Annotated in this window: 19 protein-coding genes and 2 pseudogenes; 3 read left to right on the top strand and 18 right to left on the bottom strand. The window is 60.3% G+C overall.

Going from position 1 to position 24686, the window contains the following annotated elements; genetic code table 11:
* Nucleotides 1–42: 42 nt before the first annotated feature.
* The 12 genes from Q3C01_RS18050 to Q3C01_RS17995 form a co-directional block, all read right to left on the bottom strand.
* Nucleotides 43–1563 carry a DUF5060 domain-containing protein gene (locus tag Q3C01_RS18050; RefSeq protein ID WP_458146697.1) on the bottom strand — a complete coding sequence of 507 codons (1521 nt, stop codon included), beginning with the start codon at nucleotides 1561–1563 and terminating at the stop codon, nucleotides 43–45.
* Entirely contained in the window at nucleotides 1564–2430 is an 867-nt protein-coding gene (locus Q3C01_RS18045) for a carbohydrate ABC transporter permease (protein WP_458146653.1), read from the bottom strand. It lies immediately after the preceding gene.
* Complete coding sequence (locus tag Q3C01_RS18040) at nucleotides 2427–3350, bottom strand: carbohydrate ABC transporter permease (protein ID WP_458146696.1); 924 nt, start codon at nucleotides 3348–3350, stop codon at nucleotides 2427–2429. The genes Q3C01_RS18045 and Q3C01_RS18040 overlap by 4 nt, the downstream gene beginning before the upstream one ends.
* A gap of 26 nt (nucleotides 3351–3376) precedes the next feature.
* The gene (locus Q3C01_RS18035; protein WP_458146652.1) at nucleotides 3377–4612 is read right to left on the bottom strand and encodes an ABC transporter substrate-binding protein; all 1236 of its coding nucleotides are present in this window, start codon (nucleotides 4610–4612) and stop codon (nucleotides 3377–3379) included.
* Nucleotides 4613–4672: 60 nt separating this feature from the next.
* On the bottom strand, nucleotides 4673–5668 hold the full coding sequence (locus Q3C01_RS18030; protein WP_458146695.1) for an ABC transporter permease: 996 nt from the start codon (nucleotides 5666–5668) through the stop codon (nucleotides 4673–4675).
* A gap of 68 nt (nucleotides 5669–5736) precedes the next feature.
* Nucleotides 5737–7284 carry a sugar ABC transporter ATP-binding protein gene (locus tag Q3C01_RS18025; protein WP_458146651.1) on the bottom strand — a complete coding sequence of 516 codons (1548 nt, stop codon included), beginning with the start codon at nucleotides 7282–7284 and terminating at the stop codon, nucleotides 5737–5739.
* A complete protein-coding gene (locus Q3C01_RS18020) occupies nucleotides 7281–7928 on the bottom strand; it encodes a DUF2291 family protein (RefSeq protein ID WP_458146650.1) in 648 nt (215 codons plus the stop codon). The genes Q3C01_RS18025 and Q3C01_RS18020 overlap by 4 nt, the downstream gene beginning before the upstream one ends.
* A 97-nt stretch (nucleotides 7929–8025) precedes the next feature.
* Nucleotides 8026–8970, bottom strand: a complete 945-nt coding sequence (locus tag Q3C01_RS18015; protein ID WP_458146649.1) for a D-ribose ABC transporter substrate-binding protein — start codon at nucleotides 8968–8970, stop codon at nucleotides 8026–8028.
* 81 nt (nucleotides 8971–9051) lie between these two features.
* Complete coding sequence (locus tag Q3C01_RS18010; protein ID WP_458146648.1) at nucleotides 9052–10536, bottom strand: FGGY family carbohydrate kinase; 1485 nt, start codon at nucleotides 10534–10536, stop codon at nucleotides 9052–9054.
* Complete coding sequence (locus Q3C01_RS18005; RefSeq protein ID WP_458146647.1) at nucleotides 10533–11495, bottom strand: transketolase family protein; 963 nt, start codon at nucleotides 11493–11495, stop codon at nucleotides 10533–10535. Before Q3C01_RS18005 ends, Q3C01_RS18010 begins: the two co-directional genes overlap by 4 nt.
* Nucleotides 11495–12247 (bottom strand): transketolase, encoded by a 753-nt coding sequence (locus tag Q3C01_RS18000; protein ID WP_458146694.1) that lies wholly within the window; start codon nucleotides 12245–12247, stop codon nucleotides 11495–11497. The genes Q3C01_RS18005 and Q3C01_RS18000 overlap by 1 nt, the downstream gene beginning before the upstream one ends.
* A 100-nt stretch (nucleotides 12248–12347) precedes the next feature.
* A complete protein-coding gene (locus Q3C01_RS17995) occupies nucleotides 12348–13805 on the bottom strand; it encodes an L-fucose/L-arabinose isomerase family protein (protein ID WP_458146646.1) in 1458 nt (485 codons plus the stop codon).
* Between the two features lie 296 nt (nucleotides 13806–14101).
* Here Q3C01_RS17995 and Q3C01_RS17990 point away from each other — a divergent pair, with 296 nt between their 5' ends.
* Nucleotides 14102–14959: a DeoR/GlpR family DNA-binding transcription regulator gene (locus Q3C01_RS17990; protein ID WP_458146645.1), complete on the top strand. Its 858-nt coding sequence runs from the start codon at nucleotides 14102–14104 to the stop codon at nucleotides 14957–14959.
* Between the two features lie 177 nt (nucleotides 14960–15136).
* On the opposite strand, the pseudogene Q3C01_RS17985 reads toward Q3C01_RS17990, so the two are convergent.
* A pseudogene (locus Q3C01_RS17985) lies at nucleotides 15137–15262 on the bottom strand (IMP dehydrogenase); the annotation flags it as partial.
* Between the two features lie 45 nt (nucleotides 15263–15307).
* A pseudogene (locus Q3C01_RS17980) lies at nucleotides 15308–16862 on the bottom strand (ISL3 family transposase).
* Between the two features lie 568 nt (nucleotides 16863–17430).
* Here Q3C01_RS17980 and Q3C01_RS17975 point away from each other — a divergent pair.
* Nucleotides 17431–18306: a helix-turn-helix domain-containing protein gene (locus Q3C01_RS17975; RefSeq protein WP_458146644.1), complete on the top strand. Its 876-nt coding sequence runs from the start codon at nucleotides 17431–17433 to the stop codon at nucleotides 18304–18306.
* 339 nt (nucleotides 18307–18645) lie between these two features.
* Here Q3C01_RS17975 and Q3C01_RS17970 read toward each other — a convergent pair whose 3' ends face one another.
* Entirely contained in the window at nucleotides 18646–19941 is a 1296-nt protein-coding gene (locus tag Q3C01_RS17970; RefSeq protein ID WP_458146643.1) for a Rieske 2Fe-2S domain-containing protein, read from the bottom strand.
* A 522-nt stretch (nucleotides 19942–20463) separates the two neighbouring features.
* On the opposite strand from Q3C01_RS17970, the gene Q3C01_RS17965 reads away from it, so the two are divergent.
* A complete protein-coding gene (locus tag Q3C01_RS17965; RefSeq protein ID WP_458146642.1) occupies nucleotides 20464–20709 on the top strand; it encodes a hypothetical protein in 246 nt (81 codons plus the stop codon).
* 172 nt (nucleotides 20710–20881) lie between these two features.
* Here the strand turns inward: Q3C01_RS17965 and Q3C01_RS17960 are convergent, their stop codons facing one another.
* The 3 genes from Q3C01_RS17960 to Q3C01_RS17950 all read right to left on the bottom strand — a co-directional run bounded on the left by Q3C01_RS17960 (nucleotide 20882) and on the right by Q3C01_RS17950 (nucleotide 24650).
* Entirely contained in the window at nucleotides 20882–21151 is a 270-nt protein-coding gene (locus Q3C01_RS17960) for a hypothetical protein (RefSeq protein WP_458146641.1), read from the bottom strand.
* Nucleotides 21152–21978: 827 nt separating this feature from the next.
* Nucleotides 21979–22962: an ABC transporter substrate-binding protein gene (locus Q3C01_RS17955; protein WP_458146640.1), complete on the bottom strand. Its 984-nt coding sequence runs from the start codon at nucleotides 22960–22962 to the stop codon at nucleotides 21979–21981.
* Between the two features lie 740 nt (nucleotides 22963–23702).
* A complete protein-coding gene (locus Q3C01_RS17950; protein WP_458146639.1) occupies nucleotides 23703–24650 on the bottom strand; it encodes a LysR family transcriptional regulator in 948 nt (315 codons plus the stop codon).
* Nucleotides 24651–24686 lie beyond the last annotated feature (36 nt).

Genomic DNA, 24686 nt, shown 5'->3' with positions numbered 1-24686 from the left:
CGCAATGGTCGACCATCGCGCCCGAAACCCCAGGTTTTTCCTCTACTTACGGATTCTGACGCGAACGGCCTGCCAAGGCTTTCCGGGGAGACGGACGCCGAATGCCGCCTCCGGCCCGGCATTGTGCACGACGCCAAGATGTCCACGCAGCGCCGGCGAAACCGGAAGCGGTGCCTTCTCCAGTGGAGTGATCGTCATCTCCCAGGTGTCGATCAGGTCAATGTCATAATCGCCATCTTCCATCGGCAGTCCGACCGCCCATTCGCGCGGCTGGTGCTCACCAAAATAGAGATAGCGTACGTCGCCGTCGTGAGCACCGGAAATGCGACTGAACTCGCCGCGGGAATTTGCCGGCGTATAGGGTGTGAGACCTCGCTTGACGTCCTGTTCGAGCAGATCCCGCAGGAAGGAGATCCGCTTCCAGCTTTCGCCGCGGAGCGCGCCGCCCTTCGCCCACCACAACAGATCCTCGGGATGCATGAAGGTCTCACCATGACCGGCATAACCACCGCGCATCACCGTGATCCAGAAGCGATGGACGAGCTCCTGCGCGGATATGTTGCCCCAGGGACGCGGAATGTTGCCTTCGTATTCGGGCTCGTCGTTGATGACGGGCTTACCCCAGGTGTCGCGCCAGGTCGCCGTGAGCTTGACGTCCCAATTCTGGATGCACACGTGATCGACCCATGGCTTCCGATGATCGAAGTTCATTCTGGGATTACCGTTGTGGATCGACTTCACATGCCTGTTAGGGTCGCACTCTTCCACAACATGGAAAAGGCGATCCCAGTACTCGACGGGCTTCACGTCGAGGAGAAAGTCGTACTCGTTCGCGAGCGACCACCAGACGTTGGCATAGGCCGATAAACGCGAGACGACGTAACGGAGGTAGCGCGTGTCACGCTCTTCGCCCATCAGGCAATAGCCCCAGCGATCGTAGGGGTGAAACAGAATGATGTCGGCCTCCACGCCCATCTCGCGCAGCCGCAGGACTTGCGCATCGAGATGACGAAAGGCTCCGATATTCGGACGGTCGAAATGCTCCTTTCCGTCGGCGCCGACCTCGAACATCGGCATCAGCGGTTCGTTGTTGTTGTAGATGTAGTGCTTCGGGAATACGCACATGCGGATCTTGTTGAACCGCGCGACGCGAAGGGTCTCGAAGGTTTGTTCCTGCATCGCCAGCGGCTGATGCGTCCACGCATAGCAGGTCGTCCCGAAGGGAAAATACGGCGTACCGTCGGCATGGGCGAAGTGAAACTGGTTTCTGACCCGTACCGGCCCGTGGAAGCCGGGCCGAGCGGGACCGCAGACGAAGGACCCTTCACGGCCATTCAGCTCCGGCCGGTTCGACTCTGTCGTAAACCGCCACTCACCTTCGGTATCCGGCATGAAGCGGATACGCCATGTCTGGTCGCCGTCGTAGAAGCCCTTTGCAACGACCCGTCTGTTTCCGAACGAGAACACGGCGCTCAGCGACGCGTCGGTGAACGGATTAGCGAGATCCGCACCTTTCAGCTCGACCTCGAAAACATCCCACAATGCGACTTGCTGCTTCACGATTCACCCCTTGACTGCGCCGGCGGTCAAACCACCGACGAAATAGCGTTGGAAGATAAGATAAACGACGACGGCCGGGACGACGGTCGTCACGATGGCCGCATTGAGCGGCCCATAGTCGCTGCCGAACTCGCCCTGAAATCCCATGAGCGCGAGCGGCAGCGTCCAATTCTTGTTGTTGAGCAGGATCACGAGCGCCATGGCGAACTCGTTCCAGGTCGCAACGAAATCGAGGATGAACAGCGCCGCAAGAACCGGCAGCGAAATCGGCAGAAACACCTGCCGGAAGATGGTGAAATGCGAGGCGCCGTCGACGATCGCCGCCTCGCTCAACTCCTCCGGCACTTCCTTGAAGAAACCGTGAAGGATGAAGACCTGATACGGGACGCCGAAGGCGATATAGGGCAACCAGAGACCGATGAAGGTGTTGATCGCGCCGATGCCGTTCACGACGGAGAACAGTGGCGCGAGCATGACCTGGAACGGCAACATGGTGCCGAATACGAACAGCGCGAGGAGAACCTTCCTGTAAGGCAGCTTGATCCGCGACAGCGTGTAGGCAGCCATCGCCGAGAACGCGAGACCGATCGGCACCTTCACGAAGGTGACGATGACGCTGTTCACGAAGGTCGTGCTGAACCGGCCGCGCTCCCACGCCGACGCATAATTCTGCCAATAGAACTCCGTGGGTGGAGCGAATGCACTTCCACCCATCACTTCTTGCGTCGATTTCAGCGACGTCGATACGATGAACACCGCCGGCGCGATCCAGATCAGCGCCAGAATGATCAACACGATCCAGAGGGTGACCAGAAGAGGGTCGACACGATCCGAGCCCATCTGCCGGAATGGAGCAGTCGCTGCGCTCATGCGGTCCGTCCCTGCGCCTTTTCTATCCTCGCCCGCCACAAGAGGTAGGGAACGATGACAGCGATCGTCATCAGAAGCAGCACGACCGCGACCGCCGCGCCTCTGCCGAAATCATGGATCTGCATGGATTGCGTGAACGCCCACAAGGCCAACATCTGGGTCGATTGCGCGGGGCCGCCGCCCGTCATGCCGTAAACGATGTCGAACGCCCTCAAGGACTGGATGAGCGACAGGACGATCACCACTGTCGTCGTCGTACGCAGCGCCGGAAGGATCACATATCTCAGGACTTGAGATCGACTCGCGCCATCCATGCGCGCCGCCTCGATCAGGGAATCCGAGACACCCTGCAGCCCGGCCAGGAACAGCACCATGGAGAAACCAGCGTGTTGCCAGACGTAGCCCGCAAAAATCGAATAGAGCGCGATCTTCCTGTCGCCCAGCCAGTCGGGGATCAGAGCCTGCAATCCGAGATCGGTCAGAAACGTGCTGAACAATCCGAAGAATGGATCGTACATCCACTTCCACATAGTCGCGACCGCGATCGGAGCAATGACCACCGGCAGGTAGAACACCGCGCGTAAGGCATTGCGTCCGGGCAACGCCTGGTTCAAGGCCAGCGCCAGAAAGAAGCCGGCGACCGGAGGAATAACGATGGCAAGCGCGGTCCAGATCACGGTGTTGCCAAACGCCATCCAGAAGACCGGATCGTTCCTGAATATGAAGATGTAGTTGGCGAAGCCGACGAATTCGCGCGCCGGCGACAGCCCATTCCACTTCTGGAAACTTAGCACGAAGACTTCGATCATCGGATACAGGGCAAAGCCCGCATAGATGATCAGCGCAGGAGCGAGCAAAATCCAGCCCTGCACCTGCGCGGACGTGAGGCCGTCACGCCAGCTGCGTCGGGAGAGAACCATCGTATCCGACGAGACGACCTCCATGGTTAGCCTCTCTTGTCGATGAACGTCTGCAGTGTTGCAGCCGCCTTGCCTGGCTCCATCGTGTCGCTGGCAACAGCATTGATGATGCGCCAGTATTCTGTGGTGACATCGAGCGGGAAGGCCTGATCTCCGTTCACAAAGCTCGTCTTGTACTTTGCGAACATGTCGAACCATGCCCTGTCCAGATCGTCGGGGTTCTTGGGAACGACGTTCTTGTTTATGCCCAGGACGCCGAACGCACCAACGTTCTCCTGCTGAACTTTGTCGGAAATGACGAAGTCCATGAACTTTGCGGCAAGCTCGACCTTGCCTTTCGGGTTGACGTACATATTGACACCGAAACCGTAGATCCGGTCGGTGCCCGTGGGGAATGGGAACACACCGAAATCCTGCACGTTCTTGATCTCCGAGCGCAATTGGTTCGGCATCCAGTCGCCCTCCAACATCATCGCTGCACGGTTCACTTCAAATAACTTTCTTGCCTGGGTTTGGTCATAGCTCATGAACGGCTTGAGAGCGTATTCGCTGGTCCACTTGTGAAGCTCGTTGAAAGCGTCAGTCGCGCAAGCGGTCTCGCTCCATTTGACCGTCATCGCCATCAGCGCATCGTGCGTCTTGACGCCGCACTTCGTCTCAAGGAGAACATCCATCAGGCGCATAACGTGCCAGTTCACGCTACCGCCGAATGCGATTGCAGGAATACCTGACTGCTTGAGCTTGCCGGCGGCGGCGATCAATTCGTCATACGTCTTCGGTAGCTCGGTGATCCCTGCCTTCTTGAACAGCTCCTTGTTGTAGTACAAGGCCTCGCCATTCAGCTGATATGGCACACCATGCTTGTGCGGCGGATAGAGCGATGAGTTTGCGTCAGCAAGCGGTCGAAGGACGTTTTCCCACTTATACTTTGTAAAGTACTCCTCGACCGGAGCACTCATTCCGGCTTTCACAAACTCGCCTCCCAATCCGAGGCCGGTCCACATGTAGTAGAGATCTGGCCCCGCCTTAGACGCCGCAGCGATGCGAAGCGCAGACTTGTGCTCGTCGACCGACCGCGTCTCCATCTTGATGGTAACACCAGGGTTAGCCGCTTCGAACTGAGAGAAGATCTGCTTCAGCGCCTTGTCTTCTGCGGGACCCACTGTTCGGTTCCAGATAACCAGTTCTTCGGCTCTGGCGTTGGACGGCGCCAACGATGTCAGAACGCCAATCGCCGCCAATGCACTTAGTACAGCTTTCATGCTCTCCTCCTGTTAACTCACTCAAAGAATTTGTCTTCGCTGCGAGTGACTTGAGCGCGATCAACTCAATTGAGACTCGAGCGCGAACCGCCGATACATCCGGCGCTGCATCTGATCGAGGACGACTGCCGCGATGATGACCATGCCCTTGATGACCATCTGCCAGAACGAGCTGACACCGAGCATCACCAAGCCGTCCGACAACACGCCGATCACGAATGCACCGATCAGGGTGCCGGCGATCGTACCGCGTCCTCCGGACAGCGACGTTCCCCCGAGCACGGCTGCGGCAATGGCGTTGAGCTCGAACGTCTCGCCCGACGCTGGATGGGCGGCCACCAGCTCGGAGGCGATGACCAGTCCGGCGAAGGCCGCGCAGAACCCCGAAATCATGTACGCAGACACCTTGATCCTGTTGACGCGCACGCCCGAAAGCGCCGCCGCCCGCTCATTTCCTCCGACAGCATAGACTTGGCGCCCGAATGGCGTCCGGCCGGCGACATAGGCCGCGACCGCAGCAAAAATTACGAGCGCGACGATCGAGACCGGGACTCCCAGGAGCGTGCCGGAGCCGAGGAATGGAAAGCCGGTATTGCCGAGATTCGCGTCGCCGACCAGGTTCGAGAACGTCGCACCGTCTGAAATCAGCAGTGCCGCGCCGCGAGCGACATACAGCGTGCCGAGGGTCGCGATGAACGGGGCGACGTTGAGGCGCGTGATCAGCAATCCGTTGATCAGGCCGACGCCGGCGCCGACTGCGAGCGAGATCGCAATGGTTTCGAAGACGTTCGGGAAGATCGTAACGCCGAACACATCGAGCGGGATTCCGCGCGTCAGGAGCGAGCCGGCGATCATTCCGCAGATGCCGACGATGGAACCCACCGACAGATCAATGCCGGCCGTCAGGATCACAAACGTCATGCCGATCGCGAGGATTGCGTTCACCGCCACATGCTTTGCAACGATGATGAGCGTCGGAATATCGAGGAAGTTCGGGGTCGTGACACCGAAGAACACGAACACCACGATGAGTGCGATGAAGGTCCGGAAGCTCATCAGCAGCAAGGCAAGTGGACGCCTGCGCTGCGACGGATCCGACTTGACCGTCGGGAGGGCTTCGCTGCTCATGACACCAGCCTTTCCTGTGCCGGGAACGCCGCCGTCGAGGCTTCGACAAGGGCTGCTTCGGTCGCGTCGTCGCGGGCGTATTCCGCCGCGATCTGTCCGCGCGACATCACGACGATCCGGTCGGCATAGCCGAGCGCTTCCTTGAGGTCCGAGGTCGAGAAGATCACAGCCAGTCCCGCATCGGAGAGCTGACGCATCACCCTGAAGATCTCGGCCTTTGCGCCGACGTCGACGCCGCGGGAGGGTTCGTCGAGTAGAATGACAGAGGGCCCCGTCATCAGGCTCTTGCCGATGACCACCTTCTGCTGGTTGCCACCACTCAACGCCGTAACTTCGACCTCGGGCGAGGAAACCTTGATCGTCATGCGCTTGATCATGTCGCGCGCTTCCGACTCCTCACCCGACGCGTTGAGCGAGAATAATCGTGTGAAACGTTGAAGACTTGCGAGCGAGAGATTGGCACGGACTGACAGTGTCTGGACGAGGCCGTCGCGCTGCCGGTCCTCAGGCACTAGCACCAAACCTCGCTTGATACGGTCCGCGATGGAGAGGCCTGAAAGATTCCTGCCATTGATTTCGATATGGCCTACAGCTTGCGGCTGCTGGCCCATCAGGCATTCGAACAACTCGGACCGGCCAGCGCCGAGCAAGCCGTAAAGGCAGACGATTTCGCCAGCCCGGACGGACAAATCCACGTGATCGACCAGGAAGCCGCCGGCCGCACGCGGCAGCGAGAGGCCTCGCACCGTCAGCGCATTGCCGCCAAGTTGCCCGGCCTTCTCCTGCGGAGCCAGTTTGGTCGACCCCACCATCCGCTCGATGATCCAGTCGACCGAGATATCCTTGACCAGCGCGTCGGCTTGACGGCGACCATCCCGCAGGACGGTGATGTAGTCGCCGATGCGCATGATCTCTTCGAGCCGGTGCGAGATGTAGATAATGGCAACGCCATGTGCCTTGAGGTCGCCAATGACTCTGAAGAGAATCTCGACCTCGGCAGCACTCAGCGCGGACGTTGGTTCGTCCATGATCAGCACGTCGACATCAGCCGCGAGCGCCTTGGCGATCTCGACGATCTGCTGCTGGCCGATCCTGAGGTCGTCAACCAGTCGGTTCGGGTCGATCGGGTGCTCCAGCCTGGCGAGCAGTCTCTTCGCCTTCTCCGCCTGTCGCGTCCGGTCGATGTCGAACCCAAAGCGCGTCGGCGGATCGATCAAGCTGAGATTTTCTGCCACACTCAAATTGGGGCAGAGATTGAGCTCCTGATAGATGATGCCGATACCTTGGCGCGCTGCATCGCGGACGGATTGAAAGCTGACCTGTTGCCCGTGCAAGACGAGCCTGCCCGTGCTGGGCTCCGTTGCCCCGGCCAGGATCTTCATCAGGGTGGACTTGCCGGCGCCATTTTCGCCGACGAGCACATTGACCGCGCCACGGCGGACTTCGAAGTCCACGTCCTGCAGCGCGATGGTGCCAGGAAACACCTTTCCGACGCCTTCGGCCTTTAGAATGATGTCGTTATCGGGGGCGACAGAGGCGTTCATGTCTTGCCTCCCTTGCCCGGTTCGATGATGACCGCCGTCGCGGTGATGGTGTCGCTGCCGATGACCGCCGCAGCATAGAAGGCAATCGTCTTGCCTGTCGCTTCGGTCGGATCGAATGATTCGCGGGCGGCCTTGCTGGCTCGATCGTTCAGCGCGCGCGACACCTGCGCGTACTGGATCTGGTTGACGAAGTCGCCGAACTTGATGAACGGCAACGCGTCCCGCAGCGCGGTGCCGAACACGACGGGGCCGATCTGCAGATCGACCTTTCGCGGTCCAGATGCCGCCTGCAGTTCGAGCGAAACGATAGCGTGGCGCGACGCTGTATCCACAGCCAAGATCTTGCCCTCACCCTTGACCTCGTAGGTCCAGGGATTGCCGTCACCTTCGCGATGGCCATGGGCCTGACCGGCCTTGTCAGGATCCTTCGCGATATCGGCCAGGAGCGCCCCGAGTTCGATGGCCCGGCTTTTGAAATCCGGCAGAACCTTCGATGTCCAGATCTTGTCGACGTACCCATTAGCGTCGAACTCATCGGCCGACTTCGCCTTTGCGGCCTTGAGGTCTCCATTGGCCACGACCTTGCAGCCCCCAAGGGCAGCGGCGATCATGAGAACCAGTGTGTGTCGTCGCGTGAGGGTCATCGATCCAATTCGGCGCGAAGTGTTGGTCAGGACTGCAGCGGCGTCGCGTGCGGCGCCGCTTTTGGGCGGCGGGCGACAAGCCGCCCGCACCTTGCGACTACTTAGCCAAGGTAAAGTTGTTCAACTTACCTGCGTTGTCTTTGGTGATCAGGACGCAATCGATCGACTGCTTCTCAGGCTTTCCGGTCGAACCCTTGGCGAGATAGGCATCGGCCTGCTCGACGGCGAGCTGAGCGATCTGGAATGCGGGCTGCAAAACGGTCGCAGCGATTTTTCCGGCCTTGACCTGATCGCGCACGTCGTTCGATCCGTCGAAGCCGACCACGATCACGTCGTCGCGATGTGCCGCCTGCAGCGCCGCGGCGGCGCCCATTGCCATTGTGTCGTTGCCGGAAATCACACCCTTGATCTCGGGGTGGGCTTGCAGCATCGACTCCATCTTCGAATAGGCTTCGGTCTGACTCCAGTTGGCACTCTGCTTGGCCACGAGCTTCAGGTCGGAAAACTGATCGAGCACATCGTGGTAACCCTTGGAACGGATGCCGGCATTGGTGTCCGACTCCTTACCGACGAGTTCCGCGTACGGTCCCTTCTCGCCCATCTTCTTGGCGAACTCCTGGCCGCCGAGGGTGGCGCCCTGGTAGTTGTTCGAGACGATCTGGGCGACGGCAATTCCGGTCTTGTTGATCTCACGGTCGATCAGGAAGCTCGGGATGCCGGCGGTCTTCGCTTTCTGCACGGCTTCGATCGACGCGTCCGCGCCGGCATTGTCGAGAATGATAGCCGCAGCCTTGCGGGCGATGGCCGTGTCGATCAGCTGGTTCTGCTTGCTTGCGTCGTCGTCATGGGACAGCACAAGCGTGTCGTAACCAAGCTCCTTCGCCTTGGCCTCGGCGCCATCGGCTTCAGTCGCAAAGAACGGATTGTTGTGAGGCGGCGTGATGATTACGATCAGCTTGCCGTTGCCGGCGGCAAGTGCGTTCGCGCTGGTCAGCGCTGCGAGCGCGAATGTCGCGCAACCGATGGTCTTCAACCAATTCATTTCGTTTCCTCCTCTTCCCTTATTCGAGCGCCTGTGGCGACGCTTTCCCAACCCCTCCGTGGAGGGGAAGCTCTTTACGCATCATTTCTTCGCACCGGCGATGGCTTGGTCGATAGCCGACCGCCATCCCGCAATCAGTTGGTCGCGCGAGCTCTCGTCCGATGTCGGTGCGAAAACGTCAGCTTCCGTGATCAGGCGCGAGAGCGCATGATCTTCGCTCCAAAGACCCGCGCCGATCCCGGCCATGATGCCTGCACCGATTGCGCTGAGCTCGGCGACACGGCTCCGGCGCACTGGCTTCTGAAGGATGTCCGACTGGATCTGCATCAGCAGGTCGTTGCGCGATGCACCACCGTCCGCGGATAGGGCCGAGAGCTGCATGCCGCGATCGGCCTGCATCGCAACGAAGACATCGTGAATCTGCAAGGCGATGGCTTCGAGCGTTGCGCGCGCGAAATGTGCAGGGCGCGTCGAAAGCGACATGCCGGTGAAAAGGCCGCGAACATCGGCTCGCCAATGGGGGGCACCGAGGCCCGCCAGCGCCGGCACGAAAAACATGCCGTCGCTGGACTCCACCGATTGCGCCAGCCGCGCAAGCGCGGCCTCGTCGGAAAGTCCAAGCAGTGAGGTCGCGAAGGCCGCGGCCTGGCCTGACACGGAAATATTGCCCTCGAGCGCATAGGCCACCTTGCCGCTGGCGCCCCAGGCGATCGTCGATGAAAGACCGTTGCGCGACAGAACAGGACGCTCGGTGAGCGTCATGAGCGAGGAGCCGGTGCCGTAGGTCGCCTTCACGGCTCCTGGCGCACGAATTCCGTGGCCGTAGAGTGCAGCGTGCGAGTCGCCCATCATCGCGCCGATTGCGACGCCCTGAGGTATGGCGCCCTGCGCTATGGTCAGGCCAAACGACGTGTCGGAGGGTAGCGGCTGAGGCAACAGCGCGACCGGTGCATCAAACAACCCGCCGAGCTCGTCATCCCAACACAGACGATGAATATCGAACAACTGCGTACGGGACGCATTGCTGAAATCAGTGGCGTGCGCCTTGCCCCCTGTCAGCTTCCACAGCAGCCAGGAATCGACGGTTCCGGCGCAGACGTTTCCGACCTTCGCTGCGGCGCGTACGCCGGGGATATTGTCGAGCAGCCAGCCGATCTTCGCGGCGGGAAAAAGCGGATCCAACCCAAGCCCCGTCTTGCTGGCCACAAGCGTCTCGACTTCGGGGCGGTGCAACGGCGCGAGCCGTTCGGTCGAGCGTCGGCATTGCCAGGTCACGCAGGGGCCAAACGCGTCCCCGGTCGCACGATCCCACAGCAGCACGGATTCACGCTGGTTGGAGATGCCGATCGAGACGAGCTTGACGTCGGGACGGACCCGCAGGCACTCGTCGACCGCAGCCTGAACCGACTGCCAGATCGCTTCACCCGATTGTTCGGCCCAGCCGGGCTTGGGATGGGTCACCGCCATCGGAACGGACGCGCGCGCGACGATACTGCCCGCGGCGTCGATCAAGATCGCCTTGGTGTTCGTCGTGCCCTGGTCTATGGCGAGGACGCCCGAGGTCATGCCGCCTTTCTCGCTTCGATGGTTTGGCGAACAGCATCGGCAATACCGCTCGCCGTCAGGCCGTAGCGTTCGAGCAGAAACTCAGGCGAGCCGGTTGGCAGGAAACCTGGGAAACCCAGGATGCGCAGACGGCACGGGCACGAGGTGGCGACCACTTCGGCGACCGCGCCACCCAATCCACCTCGGACCGAATGCTCCTCCGCGGTAACGATCGCGCCGGTCGCCGCAGCGGACCGGATCGCGTCAACGTCCAGCGGCGCGACCGTTGCCATATTGACCACGCGAACGTTGACTCCGGAGACGGCCAGCTGTTCTGCCGCTTCGACGGCTCGCGCGACTATGACGCCGTTCGCGATGATCGCGGCGTCATGTCCTTGCCTCAGGATCTCCGCCTTGCCGATCCGGAAGACCGCATCTGAAGAACGCACGAGATCGGGCACGGCCATGCGACTGATCCGCAGGAAGAACGGACCTTCAGTCGCTGCGGCGGCCTTGACCGCCTGCTCCGTCTCCCAACGATCGGACGGCGCAACGATCGTCAGATTGGGAAGCAGCCTCAACCAGGCAAAATCCTCGATCGAGTGATGCGTCGGACCGAGTTCGCCGTAAGCAACGCCACTCGACATGCCGCAAAGCTTGACGTTGGTATTGGAATAGGCGACGTCAGCCTTGATCTGCTCGAGTGCGCGCGCCGTCAGGAAACACGATGCGCCCGAAACAAACGGCACTTTACCGCCATTGGCAAGACCGGCGGCGACGCCGACCATGGCCTGCTCCGCGATGCCGACGTTGATCAGCCTGCTCGGAAACCGCTTCTGGAAACCGACGAGCTTGCTGGACCCGACGCTATCGTTGACGACGGCGACGATCCGTTCATCCCCCTCGGCGAGGGCCTCAATCGTCTTCGCAAAGGCTTCCCGGCAATCGTAGCGACCGGCGACGTTACTCTCTGCGCTCATCAGCCGATCTCCTGCAAAGCGAGCTCATACTGAGCCTGATTGGGAACGCCGTGATGCCAGGACACCTGATCGCGCATGAAGGAAATTCCCTGTCCCTTGTGCGTTCGAGCGAGCACGCACAGAGGCTTTGTTCGTCCCGCCGTGGACGCGGTGAAGATCGACAACAGCGCATCGTGGTCGTGGCCATCGACTTCGACGACGTCCCAACCAAAAGCACGCCACTTGTCGGCAAGCGGCTCAAGCGCAGCCGTGTCCTCTGTGCGCGCGCCCTGTTGCAGGCCGTTGCGATCCACGATGAGCGTGAGGTTCGAGAGCTTGCGATGGCCGGCCGTCAGGGCTGCCTCCCAATTGCTTCCCTCCTGCAATTCTCCATCGCCGACCACGACGAAAACGCGATAGTCTGCCTTGTCGATCTGGCCAGCGATCGCCACACCGACGGCCACGGGCACGCCGTGACCGAGGGGGCCGGTGTTGGTCTCGACGCCCGGCGTGTAGTTGCGATTGGGGTGGCCGTTCAGATTCGACAACGGCTGCATATAGGTTTCGAGCTGATCGAGCGGGAAGAAGCCCTTCTCGGCCAGTGTCGCGTAGAGCGCGCCGGTACAATGCCCCTTGCTCAGGATGAAACGGTCACGCTTGGGGTCGTTGGGATTGGCCGAATCTACGCGCAGGGCACCGAAATACAGTGTGGCCAGGATGTCGGTCACAGACATGTCGCCGCCGGGATGTCCCTGCTTGGCTCGATAGACCATTTCGAGCGCGAGCCGCCGAATCTGACGCGCCTTTGCGACCGTCAACTCGGCAAGTGGATGAGAACTAGACAAGTGAAGCCTCCGAAGAATTGCAACACGCTCAGCGAACCAGAACTGGCGTCGCCGGCTCCGGTCGCTCATGGCGGTAGAGCGGCCAATCGAGATAATTGGCGATCGCCTCCTCGACGATGGCGGCGTGCTTGCCGCGCACCATGGCGACGTGATGCTCAAATCCGTTGCGGGAAATGAAGCTCAACAGGCCGCGAAGATTGGGCACGGTCGTGACGGCAATGCCGCCGTCCATCGGGAATGGATCATCGGTGAATGCCCCCTCCCCCACATACGCCTTGATCGTGCCCTGGCGGTCATCCGTTGACAGGCGGAAGAAAGTCATCGGTCCTGACTTGACCTTACCCTTCACTGCGCCGAAGCATTTTTCGCGACCGATGACCTCACCGAGCACATCGAGATTGGAAATCTCCGGCGTGTCCCCGATGAAGCTCTTGGGAAAGTTGCCGCAGTGCGTACAAACGCATTTGTCGCGCTCGCTGCCGTAGTTGTTGTTCCAGTCCAGAATGGCCGGTGGCGCCTTGGACGCGAGAGCGAGCGCGTACATCGAGATCGCGCCCATCACGTCCACCTCGCACGCGCTCGGCATCAACTTCTCGCCCATCATGCTCATCGAGAGGCACGATGCGCAGCCGAAATTATCCTGGATGCTGCGCCAGCACTGGATGGAGGACGCATCACAATCGCTTTCGGCGATCCAGCGGTCGACGGCGATCGAGAAGCACGCCTGCTTGACGATATTCTCGCGCTTGATCGTTTTGGGGATCGAGCCATAGGCGGAGATCTCGTCGAGCTTCGCCTTGACGTCGCGATCCGCCTCTGAAAGCGCAGATGCGGAGGCAATGATCTCCGACAGATCGACGGTAACCACGGTGATGCCCGAGGCCTGCAGCAATTTTTCGCTGTAGCGCATCGTGTGGAACGGCGGTGTGCGCGCACCGATCGCGCCAATCCGCGCGTTCTTCAATCCGCGGACTGTACGGCAGACGGCTGCAAATCTGTCTAGATCGTTCCCGAAGGTCTCGCCATCCACATCGAGCGTGTGAAGCGAGGTGTCGGTGAAGCGAATTCCATACTGATAGAAATTGTTGGTGACCGAGATCTTGCCGCAGAAGGCATCGCGACGTTGGTGAACGTCGACCTTGCCGACCTCGTCGTTGCTGGCTTGCAGCAGGATCGGAACGTTGAGCGCCGCGCGGGAGACGCACTCGGCGATGGCCACCTCGTCACCGAAATTTGGCAGGAGGATAACGAGACCATCGATGTCATCCCGGTGCTTGCGAAAAAAATCGCCATAAAGCGCCGCGTCCTTACGCGACTGGACTGCACCATTCTCCGTGGCATCCGCGGGAAGCGTCTTCACCGCTATCCCGAGCTTTTCAAGATGGGCCATCGCCTGTTGGCGCGCCGCCAGGGCCGGAGCCCCGTTGAAAAAGAGCCTGCTGCCCACAATCAATCCAAGCGTGACGGGCTTCTTGAAGGCTCGCATTCGATTCCTCCCGGCGATCAATCACCCTAAGGCGACCTTACGTGTTTCGTATTTTGACGAAAAAAAGCACGATCGCTTACGTTTGGTCAATAGACACTTTCGATTTTCTTCGTTTTACTTCAAATCGGCCCTCGCGACGCTTGGCCGACGATCCCAGTCGGGCTATGCATAATGAGAATTACGATCGACGAATCGCTGCGTCGCAAAAGGCGAAGGCCCTCTACGCGAGATGGAACCGCGCTATCTGATGGACGGCAATATGGCTAACCCCTTCCTTTTGCGGGGAAAATTAGACGATGGCGGGTAGGACGAAGTTGTCTGCGAAAGGAAGAGCGTCGCCGAAGCAGGCGCGCAAGGCTGCGGCGGGTACGCCGACCGAGCCGCGCAGCGCTCTCCTTGCAGAACCGCGCCGAGCGAAGATTCTCGAATGGCTTCAGGAGGAAGGAAGCGCCCGTGTCAGGGACCTTAGCGCGGCCTTTGATGTTTCAGAAGTTACGGTGCGTCAGGACCTTGAGCGACTGGAGCACGACGGCTTCATCACGCGTGATCACGGCGGAGCATATCTGAACTCCGTAAGGCAGCAGGTCCAGACGCTATCTCTTCAGCACTTGGCGAACATGGATCGGAAGCGAAGAATCGGCAAAGTCGCGGCTGGCCTTGTCCAGGACCACGAAACGATCATTCTGGACGCTGGATCAACGACAACCGAAGTTGCCAATCACCTGGTTGCACGAGATGGCCTTACGGTCATCACCAACGCGCTCAACATTGCCCTGACGCTTGGTGCCATTCCATCGTTTGAAGTTCATATGCCTGGAGGCCATTTCAAAGCGCCCACGCTATCGTTGAGCGGCGAGCAGTCCGCGCAATATTTCGACAACATTTTTGCGTCGAAGCTTTTCCTGGCGACAGCCGGGGTTTCGGTTGAAGCGGGTTTGACATACCCAAGCTTTGCAGACCTGGCCATCAAGCAGGCAATGATCAAGGCTTCGAAAGAGGTCTACCTCGTCGCGGATTCCACGAAGGTGAACAGAAACTCTTTCACACGACTCGGCGGGCTCGATTTGATCCACGCATTTATTACCGATGATGGTCTGACTGATGCTGACGCAACCGCGATCGAGCGATTGGGAATCAAGATCATCGTCGCTTAGGGTTGAATTGTCGTTTTTGGCATGGCGGCTTCACGGGAGAGAGCAGACGGCGACCTGACCGAAGCAGCTATTCTTCCGGCTTGTAAAATCCGATTGTCCGACTTGTACGAGGAGGCCGCCGATTGCAGCCCCGCCAAGACGCAACCTTCTTCGAAAAGCAAATACCCCATACACGTGCCGCACCGAATCGATGGCTTGTGTCATGGACTCTTGCGTACCTACGCATTCCAGCACCGAATCCGCGCCGACGCCGGCCGTCAATTCCTTCACGTGCTCTATGCCCGCCGCACCACGTTCTGTCAATCGGCTTGCAAATTTGGCTCTGTAGCAGTTTTGGTGCAGCTCCGATTATTCTGCGCCGATTAGTCTGGCCTGAAGCAGATCGATTTTACCGCGGCCATACATCTGACGTCTGACGAGCAAGGCGCGTGATCTGACCTTCAGTCTGTCCGTTTGACCAAGGCGAGGTGATTGCCGCCCTAACCGCCGCTTCATCCCTGACGACGCCGCTCGCGAACGAGGCGACGAGACTGATGCGGGCGCGCTCGATCCATAAGGTAAGCCCTTCCTCAACCTTGCGCCGGATCATCACGTGGAATTCGGCGATGATGTCGCGGGCCTCGACCAAGCTTGGTACGCCAGCTTCGATCGCCGCGATCGTGACGGTCTCCGCTTTCGTCAGCAAGTCCCGGCCGATTGTCATGAGACGAGCGATCGTTCTGGCCGACGGAATCCGTTGAAGGTTTTGCGTGTCGGCCTTTTCAGCTCGTCGTCTGCGGGTCGCCCACTCGCTGATGACGCGAAGCGAGCCTCGGAAGCCTCGCGCCTTCAGGCGGCGCCAAAGTTCAGCTCCGTTGCGACAGCCGGACGCCCACTGATCGTCGAGCCAAGGCAAATGCAGGTCCAATGAGCTTTGTCGGGTCCGGAAAACATCGTTGCGCTCGCCGCGGATCACGTGCCGAACCAGCTTCCTGCTGTGGCCAGTTTGACGCACGATCTGCTTGATAGGTAAGCCATTCTTCGAAAGAGACAGGATGGCCGCATTGGTCTCCTCGCGGCGAAGATAGCCCTCATACTGGAGGCGCTCGGCGGCTGTGAGCAGTTTGGGATCAATCGTGGTCGCACCGATGACGGTGCGTATCTGGCGCATCGATTTGCGGACGGCATCAAGGAAGGCTCGGCTGGCGTTCTCCATCAGATGCCAACGATCCGCGACCTGTACCGCGTGCGGTAAGGCCTTTGCTGCCGCTTCGCCATAGCCACCGCCACGATCGCGGGCGACGATCGAGATCGCAGGATGGGCAGCAAGCCAGGCTTGGGCGGTCGCAGGCTCCCGATCCGGCAGCAGGGTGACGACCCGGCGGCGTTCCAGATTGCAGATGATGCTGGCGTATCGGTGATTGCGGCGCCAAGCCCAATCATCAATGCCGATAACTCTAAGCGGATCAGCCGACGGGCGGCTACGGCGCCGGACGACGCGGAGCAACGTATCCTTGCTCACCGGCAGCATCAGCCTTTTTGCGAAGCCTGCCGCCGGTCGACCACCAAGCGCCAAGCCGAGGTGATGAACGATAGACTCCATCCTCGCCGTGCGCCGCGCCGACGGAGCCAGTACCCCTTCGGCGAAGCGCTCCGTGAAGATCTGGCGCCCGCACAGGACGGCGTCGCAGCGGAAGCGGCGGGCGATTACCAGGAGCTGGACGATCCGCCCCGCGAGCGGCAGATCGGTCACACGTCGCCGATATCGGCTATGGACACGCCGGGAAACCGTTCCGCACGATGGACACAGACCAACGCTTCCCGACGCCCGGACCGCAATAAGGGCCTTATCACCTTCGAAGTACGCACTCTCTACAACAAATCCACTCGGCACCAAATTGGAGCGCTGGAGTGCTTGCTGCATGGCGCTGATTCTCCCCAATCAAAAACGCCAGACATCCCCCAAACTGCATCAAAAGTGAGTCAGAGCCAAATTTGCAAGCCGATTGACAATTAGTAGCAAGATTCTTCTATATGGCCGGAAATTAGTCTTCTAAATGCAGGCCTCGACAGATCAATGCCCCCACGATCCCTTGTGACCGGGGCCGCCAAACGCCAAGCTGGACACGACGAAAGTCCCTCGACCGCGAAAGGCAAGACGACATGACCGGAAAACCTGTGATCGTACTTGTGCTTGGTTTCTGGCGCGGAGCCGTGCATTCGAGCAAGGTTATCGTTGAACTGGACAGAATGGGGTACCGGTCCTTGCGGGCGGCCGAGAACCCGCTGACGTCCCTTGCCGACGGCGGCGATCACAGCCCGATCGTTATCGGTCCTGCGTCGCATCGGCCTCGGCGATACGCTCGCGCCGCACGTCATTTGAATCGAATGCACCTCCAACCCGTGCTATGCGCATCGACATCCGAAACATTTGACAAGCCGTTGACGCGGGCGTCGTTCTCTCATTCACCACGAGCGGTGGGGAGGCGTGCGTGAAGTTACCAGATCTAGGCGATGTCTCTTCCATGCAGCCCGATGGCAGCCCGCCGACGGTTGTGACGGCCGGCGGTGCACCGGGCGAAAGCGGCGTCGTGGTGGCGGACCTTCGGTATCGGGGTGGATTGTGTCTCCAGGCGAAATTACGCCAGCACGTCGTCACCTTTGCCTCTGGCGTACCGCACATGCGCCGCGTGGCCGGCCGACTAGTGCGGCACGACGTGGAAGGCGACCTTAGCATCTTCCCGGCCGGAATCGACACGGCCGTGGAAGCCGACTCCGATGTCCGAACGCTGTTGATAGCCATCGACCCTGAACGTCTCGCCCTGGCGGCGGCGGAAGACTGCGCGGCCGGGGCACAACTCATGGAACGGTTCAGCAGGTGCGACGAAAGCCTGAAGCAGCTCGGCCAACCGTTGCTCGATGAATGCGCGAACGGCTATCCGCGCGGCCGTCTGTTCTGGAACGAGACCGCGGGTCGGCTAATCGCAAGGCTTGCGGCCAGCTACACGACGGGGCCCAAGCCGGCGAATGGCGTCCTCGGTAGCACCAAACTCCGGCAGATCCGGGATTACTTGATGGCGCATCTGGATGAGCCGATCGATGTCGCCACGCTGGCGGGAATGTGCAGTCGCAGCCAGTTCCATTTTTCGCGGATATTTCGCCGCGAGGTCGGCGTCAGTCCCTATCGCTACGTCGTTCACCTGCGCCTTCGCCGCGCCGTCGAGCTGGTGCGCGAGGGAAGGCTGCCGCTGGCCCAGATCGCATTCGCTACCGGTTTCGCCGACCAGAGCCATCTGTCCCGCTGGGTGAAACGGGAGCACGGCGTATCGATGACCCAGCTCACGAGCCGGCGGTCGAAGCTGCGCTAGCAGGAATATTCAGGGTCGGTCCCTCGAGACAGAGTGACGCCGAAGGCGGCTTTGGCATCTTCGCGATCGCCATCAAGTTGTGCTGATCGCGCGTTGCAACGGCTGCGCAGCGCGCTCCGTCCTACCCCAATGCGCGGACAATTTCGAGATATCCGCCCAGGGGACTGCAGAGTCGTTCTGTGACCCTAAGCCGGCTCTTCTGAGCCACCGACGAGGCTGTGCAGTAAGCTACGGGGATTGGCCCGGCCGTGTGTGATGCGAAAGTCGGGCAACAAATTTTGCATGATCGGTTGGTAGCTTGACCACAACTTTAGCGTCGCGGCTCGAAGCTGAGCGTGGTTACACTTCAACCTTTGCCCTTTTGCTGTGCCCCGTGAGAGTTCCTTCCCGACTTCCGCGTAGATACGATTCGGCCAAACGCCGCCCGGTCTCGCGTATCAACCGGGTATCTGCTTCGGGGCTTTCGGCAGCTGGGGTTCGTATCACGGTATCATTGCAATAAGTCGGGATCGGCCCGTCATTAGCCTGATTAATGCCCTTCGGCTCGCCGCCGTCGCGGACCGTCCGGATGCCTTGTCGCACCAGTTTGCGGAACATGCTGACGCCGCGATCAGTCACGCCAAGATGCTCGAGCCCATGAATGGCAATTGGACGCTGCGAGACCTGCGCCTCGTAATCGCCCGGTCGGCGCTGGCCCTCTTCGTAGGTCGGTGCTGCGGTCTGCTGGGGCAAGGTGAATTCGCGGTCGGCGAACCGCGCTGGCGTCACCCCCTCGGCTTCCGAGATATGCCGAAGCTCGATCAGCATGGTGTTGGTGTCATCGAACGGCACGATCCAGCGGCTCATCATCGGACCGGTAAAGCCGTGCTCGCGCTTGCCATCCTCCCAGATTGGCGAGACCTGCTGCAGGTTCGGCATCACGTTCTCAACCATCCGCGCCCAGACATTCTCGCCGATCCGCCGCGTCGCGACATAGATCATGCCGATCGGCGTTTCGACGAAATCCAGCTCCGGCAGCACGCCGAATTCCGGCGTGAACACCGCGCCGCTGACAATAGTGTGGAGGTACGCCGTGTGCGCCGGATCCATCGCATTTTCGAGGACCTGCAGCCAGTTGCAGGGGTAACAGTATTTCTGTCCCGGCACTACTCGAAAACCGAGCCGCACTAAACTATCGTAGGTTGGAAACGCCGGCTTCCTGTCAGGCGGCCCCATGTAGGCGAATACCAGCCCGTGCGCCTCATGCGTGGGATAAGCGCCGTGACAGAGCTTGTCCTTGAGCGGGCTGTCGGCCGGCTCGCCCGGTGTCTCCAGAATGGTTCCGTCGACATCGAACAGCCAAGCGTGATAGCAGCAGCGAATTCCCCTTTCGGCGATCAGCCCGTATTCGAGCGAGGTGCCCCGATGCGGGCAATGCAGCTCCAAAAGGCCGACCGCGCCCGATTGGTCGCGGAACACGACCAGCTCTTCGTCGAGTATTTTCACCCGAACCGGCAGATCACGGAGCTCGTCTGAATAGCAGACCGGATGCCAGAAACGGCGAAAATACTCGCCGCAGGGCGTGTTCGGTCCTATATGCGTGAGCTCGGCGTTCTCGGGCGGAACGCCGCGATGGTAGTAGCCGCCGTAACGCATCTTCAGGAACGGCGGGCGGGCTGCGTTGGCGGTTTGCCTGGATTTATCTTGACGCATGGTCATTCCTCCTGAGCAGCGCGGGGATCGCGCATATCGAAAGCAAGCAGCGCCTAACCGACCCGTTCAAGTGAACGTAGCGGTGTGCGGCGCATCCAAGTCAAAACAAGTGTTGGTTTAAGGCGCACCATTCCCGGCCGTACCGTTTTCCGTTCGGAAGCCATTGCATGACGATCGCCGCGCAGTTGCGCGGATGGGCGAACCAAGGGACCGCCGGACGTTGATCTGTCGAGGCCTGCATTTAGAAGACCAATTTCCGGCCATCTAGAAGAATCTTGCTTGGCCCATCGCGCCAGAATCCGCTGACTGCCTGTTTGTCGGCTGTGAGGGGTATACAGGACCTAATCGAGACGCGGTCAAACAGTTGCGATTGACCCGAATGTATGGTCCGGCCGTGCGTAGCAAGAAGATTTCGACGGGTTGGCGGTGAGCGGTCTTGCATCAATGGAAGCGTGGGGATCAATTATGACGATCAAATATCTGGAGTTCATCCAGCGCTTTGCCGTGTTCGACGAGGCGGCGTTCCTGAACTACGCCCGAACGCTTGGTGGTATCGTGGACGAGGACGACCACGAACGGAAGTTGGTTACCGCTGTGATGTTGGTTGCACCCAACGGCCCGCATCCGCACAGCCGAGCCGAGAGTGAACACGGCTATTTTCTGGACGGCGAGGAAGGTTCGCTAGTTAGCCGACGGCCACCTAACTTTTAAAGCTATGGAAACAAGGCTGCCCTCAAGGCCGCCAAGGCCAAGCGCTACCCGTGGATCGTCGAGGCAGCGTTCCAGCGCGAAAATTTGCCCGGGGTCCGGGGTGGAGCACGCGCCCGTCTAAACGATAAGGGCCCGTCACCGGGCCCCGTCGTCCTATGATCATTCCGTCTCCTCAGTCCTCTTCTTCCTCCTCATACTCCTCGTCGCTGTCACCTGTCTCTCCGCCGCTGTGCTTAATGCCCTCGGCGTCGAAAGCGTGGCCGTTTTCAACGATCCACTCGATGTCCGAATAGACGTGATCGACCGGCTCCCCCTCCGCTTCGCTGGCGTCAATTTGCTCCATGCCCGAAAACTCTTCTGGGTCGGCGTGCTTGCGGACGAACTCGTGCAGCGCCTTCTCGTCGTGCACCTCAAAGTGCATCGTGTGGTAGATTCTTTTCATGGCGTCCTCGCGGGTTGAGGGGCGGCCCATCCGCCGCCCGGCGGTGAGTTATAGCTGCAGGTGTAGAATTCCAGCTCAGGCCGACACCTTTCAGCAGCCTCTGTGGCAATTGCGCCACGATCCTCCGCTGGCGCGCCGCGGCCGCTTCGGCCTAACCTAGTTAAATGCCTTCTCCTTGGCGCACCCCTTCAGGCAAATTGCCGTCAACGGGTGTAACCTAGCGCGCGAGTTGGGAGCCTTTTCAGGGATGCACGACCCGCATGCCGTTGCCGCTATTGTTGATGCGTTGCGACATGCCCATGGCGACGCCGCCGCGCGGCTGATGCTCGAGGATGGGATGACGCTCGAGGCGCTGATCGACGCGCTGCTGCGTGCGCCGCTAAGCAACCGTGATGCGGCAAGGCTGATGACCGCACGCCTCGATGATCCTGAACTCATCGAGAAGTCGCCACTGCGATCTGCGAGCGGACCCAAGGCAGTAGGGAATACGCCCCGGAGGCCGACAGGGAGTGGCTGCGGCTGGAAGCACAGGCAGCGATTGCGACCTTTTTGGAGCACCCCGGGGAACGTGCAACGCGCCCACGCTCGGTGCGAAGTCCGCCCGCGCCGATCTCGTTGAGATAGCGGCTCTTTAACTTGAGCGAGACGACATCAGCACAAAGGCCCGGTCTGGAGCGCCGGGCCCTTGTCCTCCGATTCGTCGGATGACCGTGTGTGAGTTTCGGACGAAGCCCCCCGACGATACACCGGCTTACTGTGGCGAATCATGCAAACACCTGTTGGTGTAATTGAGGCGAGCTGCTATCTAGAGCCTGATGGCGCGCAGCTCATCGAGGTCGCGCCTTGTTAGCGAACGCACCGCAGTAATCAATCAGATCCGCGGCTTTCTCCTCAGGCGCGTAAGGGCAATAACGTGCTGGAGCTGCATCCGACGGCAGGTCTCCTGGCTTCTCACCCTTGAGGATGCGGTCAATGTATCCTGCTGCCCGCGGATACTGTTCGTCGAAATCTGGCCCATAAGAGATCAGGCCGCCTGAGTCGGCGAAAGAACGAAGGAAATAGATCGCGGGGATACTGTAGTGGGCCGCCCGCTCAATAATCACGTCACGATTTATCGTATTGAATAGGTCCGGCATTGCGATAAGGCCGGCACCCGGATTGCCGGCTAGTGCGGCGATAACGCCTTCGATCTCACTCCGGGCGTGAACCGGCGCAGCACTCGCCTGGACGGTAAACGATGACGCGGCGGCTTGAATTGAAGCCATATAGAATTTGATCGGGACGCTTGTCGTCGGGTTGAAAAGCAGCGCCACTCGCGTTACGCCCGGCGCGATACGCTTGAGCAGTTCCAGCCATTTTCCGCCCATCGAGGGCTCGTAAAGCGCGAACCCGGTAACATTGCCGCCCGGACGTCCGACGTTCGTAACGAAACCACTGGCAATCGGATCGGCTACGGTCACAATCACGATTGGAATTGTCTGCGTCGCGCGGACAAGAGCGTTGGTCACGGGCGTGGTCACACTGAGGATTGCGTCGGGTCGCAGATCGACAAGCTCCTTTGCGAATGCCATCATCCTATCCGGATCATCGCCGGGCCAGCGAAGTTCGATTTGAAAATTGCTGCCTTCCGTCCACCCCAGCTTCGCGAGCGCGCCCCGGAAAGCCGCGAACCAAGACTGCACATCCGGATCGGTCTCCGCAAAGCCGATCAGCACGCCGATGCGCCGCATGCGTTGAGCTTGCTGCGCATGCGCCGCTAGCGGCGATGCCGCCACGCCCCCGAGCAACGATATGAACTCGCGTCGCCTCATGTGCCCTCAGGCCGCACCCTATCATATTTGTTGGATGTGGGCCGCGATATGTGCATCGCAGAAAAATAGGCCGCTCGACTTCCGGTATGGGTCCAAAATGCGAAGAACTCAGGGTGAGCAAAACTAGTCCGCATGCCCCAACAAGCGGACCTCCAACGTCGTCGCGCGAAGCGAGCATCGCTGCGAAGACCGCCATCTGCGATCGTGGGATAGCAGTGCTACGTCCGGCCATCCCCGGCTGCTGACGTGACAACGGCCCGGTTTAGAGAGCCTTAAGGTCTCTCGTTCATATCGCGTGTTCGATGGTGCCATCGGCACGGCGGATGCCCGGTACCGTCTGGATGTCTATCCAACGCTCTCGAATAGAGCTCTCTAACAAAGCCAGCGCGACTAACTGAAGACCTTCAGGAGCATGCTTCGTGGGGCAAAGACGCGCGTCAACTTACCAAACCCAACGCAAACTGCGGATTGTTCGCGAGTGGCGGCGTTGGCTTCATGCTCATTCGATCGATCGCGGGGCAGCCACGGCTCGCGATACGTTGAGGTTCTTTTGCGAACTAGAGGACAAGCGCTCCCCGCTCCTGAAATTCCAAGCGAGGGGGCGCGACAAGTGGAAAATTATCAGCAACTGGTTGCTGGCTTGCGGCCAGCATGGGGACGGAAAATGCCCGCAGTCTTAGGCCCGGAGCCGACATTCCTAGATTTGATTAAACGAGGCCCCCGGCACGAAAATGATACGGTCACCGCCGTCTCGTGCCGGATTTTTTTGCACCATTGTTAGTCCGCCATGTATCCCAGGGGGGCTCGGGCCCGAAACGGGCAGCCAGAAAATCGATCAGACTTCGCACCTTGGCGGTCAGAATTTTGCCGGGCGGATAAATCGCCGAGCGCTCGCTTTCGATTGGCCGGTAGTTTGGCATCAGCGACACCAGGCGGCCCTCCGCTAGATCCTTGCCCACCACAAACGTCGGCGCGAGGCCGATGCCGGCGCCGCCGAGCATTGCCGCGTGCAGCATGTTGCCGTTGTTAGAGCGAAACCGTCCGCCGATGCGCAAGGAAACCTCACCTTCCGGACCTTTGAAGCGCCATTCGCCGGGGATCGCGCGCAGGCTGTAGAAGAGGCATCGATGGTTTGCGAGATCGGCCGGTTCTCTCGGTGCGCCGTGTCGTTTGACGTAGAGAGGCGAGGCGCAAAGCACAAAACGCACCGGGGCCAGGCGCCGCGCTATCAGGCTTGAATCCTTAAGCTCGCCTACGCGAAGGGCAAGATCAAAGCCTTCTTCGACCAGATCGATGAATCGATCACCCAGCGTAACATCGACCACGACCTCGGGATAGCGGGAGAGATAATCGGCGAGCACAGGTCCGAGCTGCGTGACGCCAAAGGAGACCGGAGCGGCGAGATGCAGTACGCCGCGCGGCGCGGTCTGCAGCGCGCTGGTGCTCTGCCGGACCTCATCGATCTCGTCGAGGATACGTTCGCACCGCTCGTAAACCAATGCGCCGATCTCAGTGACGTTGAGCCGGCGGGTGGTGCGGTTCAGAAGCTGCGCCCCAAGCCAATCTTCCAGCGCGCGGACGTGCTTGCTCACCACCGCTTGCGACAAACGCAGTTCGCGCGCGGCGCCGGAAAAGCTCTGCTTTTCGACCACCTTCGCAAAGACTCCCATGCTGTCGATACGATCCACATCCGCCTCCCGCGATTTATCACGCGTCGTGATCAA

The organism is Bradyrhizobium sp. UFLA05-109, assembly GCF_054185165.1.
Note: the sequence above shows the minus strand (reverse complement) of the source record. Positions and strands in the feature narration are given on the sequence as shown.

Bases quoted from the DNA above. Each gene is read 5' to 3' on its own strand.
- Q3C01_RS18045 (WP_458146653.1), bottom strand. From the start codon at position 2,430: ATGAGCGCAGCGACTGCTCCATTCCGGCAGATGGGCTCGGATCGTGTC.
- Q3C01_RS18040 (WP_458146696.1), bottom strand. From the start codon at position 3,350: ATGGTTCTCTCCCGACGCAGCTGGCGTGACGGCCTCACGTCCGCGCAG.
- Q3C01_RS18035 (WP_458146652.1), bottom strand. From the start codon at position 4,612: ATGAAAGCTGTACTAAGTGCATTGGCGGCGATTGGCGTTCTGACATCG.
- Q3C01_RS18030 (WP_458146695.1), bottom strand. From the start codon at position 5,668: ATGAGCTTCCGGACCTTCATCGCACTCATCGTGGTGTTCGTGTTCTTC.
- Q3C01_RS18025 (WP_458146651.1), bottom strand. From the start codon at position 7,284: ATGAACGCCTCTGTCGCCCCCGATAACGACATCATTCTAAAGGCCGAA.
- Q3C01_RS18020 (WP_458146650.1), bottom strand. From the start codon at position 7,928: ATGACCCTCACGCGACGACACACACTGGTTCTCATGATCGCCGCTGCC.
- Q3C01_RS18015 (WP_458146649.1), bottom strand. From the start codon at position 8,970: ATGAATTGGTTGAAGACCATCGGTTGCGCGACATTCGCGCTCGCAGCG.
- Q3C01_RS18010 (WP_458146648.1), bottom strand. From the start codon at position 10,536: ATGACCTCGGGCGTCCTCGCCATAGACCAGGGCACGACGAACACCAAG.
- Q3C01_RS18005 (WP_458146647.1), bottom strand. From the start codon at position 11,495: ATGAGCGCAGAGAGTAACGTCGCCGGTCGCTACGATTGCCGGGAAGCC.
- Q3C01_RS18000 (WP_458146694.1), bottom strand. From the start codon at position 12,247: ATGGTCTATCGAGCCAAGCAGGGACATCCCGGCGGCGACATGTCTGTG.
- Q3C01_RS17995 (WP_458146646.1), bottom strand. From the start codon at position 13,805: ATGCGAGCCTTCAAGAAGCCCGTCACGCTTGGATTGATTGTGGGCAGC.
- Q3C01_RS17990 (WP_458146645.1), top strand. From the start codon at position 14,102: ATGGCGGGTAGGACGAAGTTGTCTGCGAAAGGAAGAGCGTCGCCGAAG.
- Q3C01_RS17970 (WP_458146643.1), bottom strand. From the start codon at position 19,941: ATGCGTTACGGCGGCTACTACCATCGCGGCGTTCCGCCCGAGAACGCC.
- Q3C01_RS17965 (WP_458146642.1), top strand. From the start codon at position 20,464: ATGACGATCAAATATCTGGAGTTCATCCAGCGCTTTGCCGTGTTCGAC.
- Q3C01_RS17960 (WP_458146641.1), bottom strand. From the start codon at position 21,151: ATGAAAAGAATCTACCACACGATGCACTTTGAGGTGCACGACGAGAAG.
- Q3C01_RS17955 (WP_458146640.1), bottom strand. From the start codon at position 22,962: ATGAGGCGACGCGAGTTCATATCGTTGCTCGGGGGCGTGGCGGCATCG.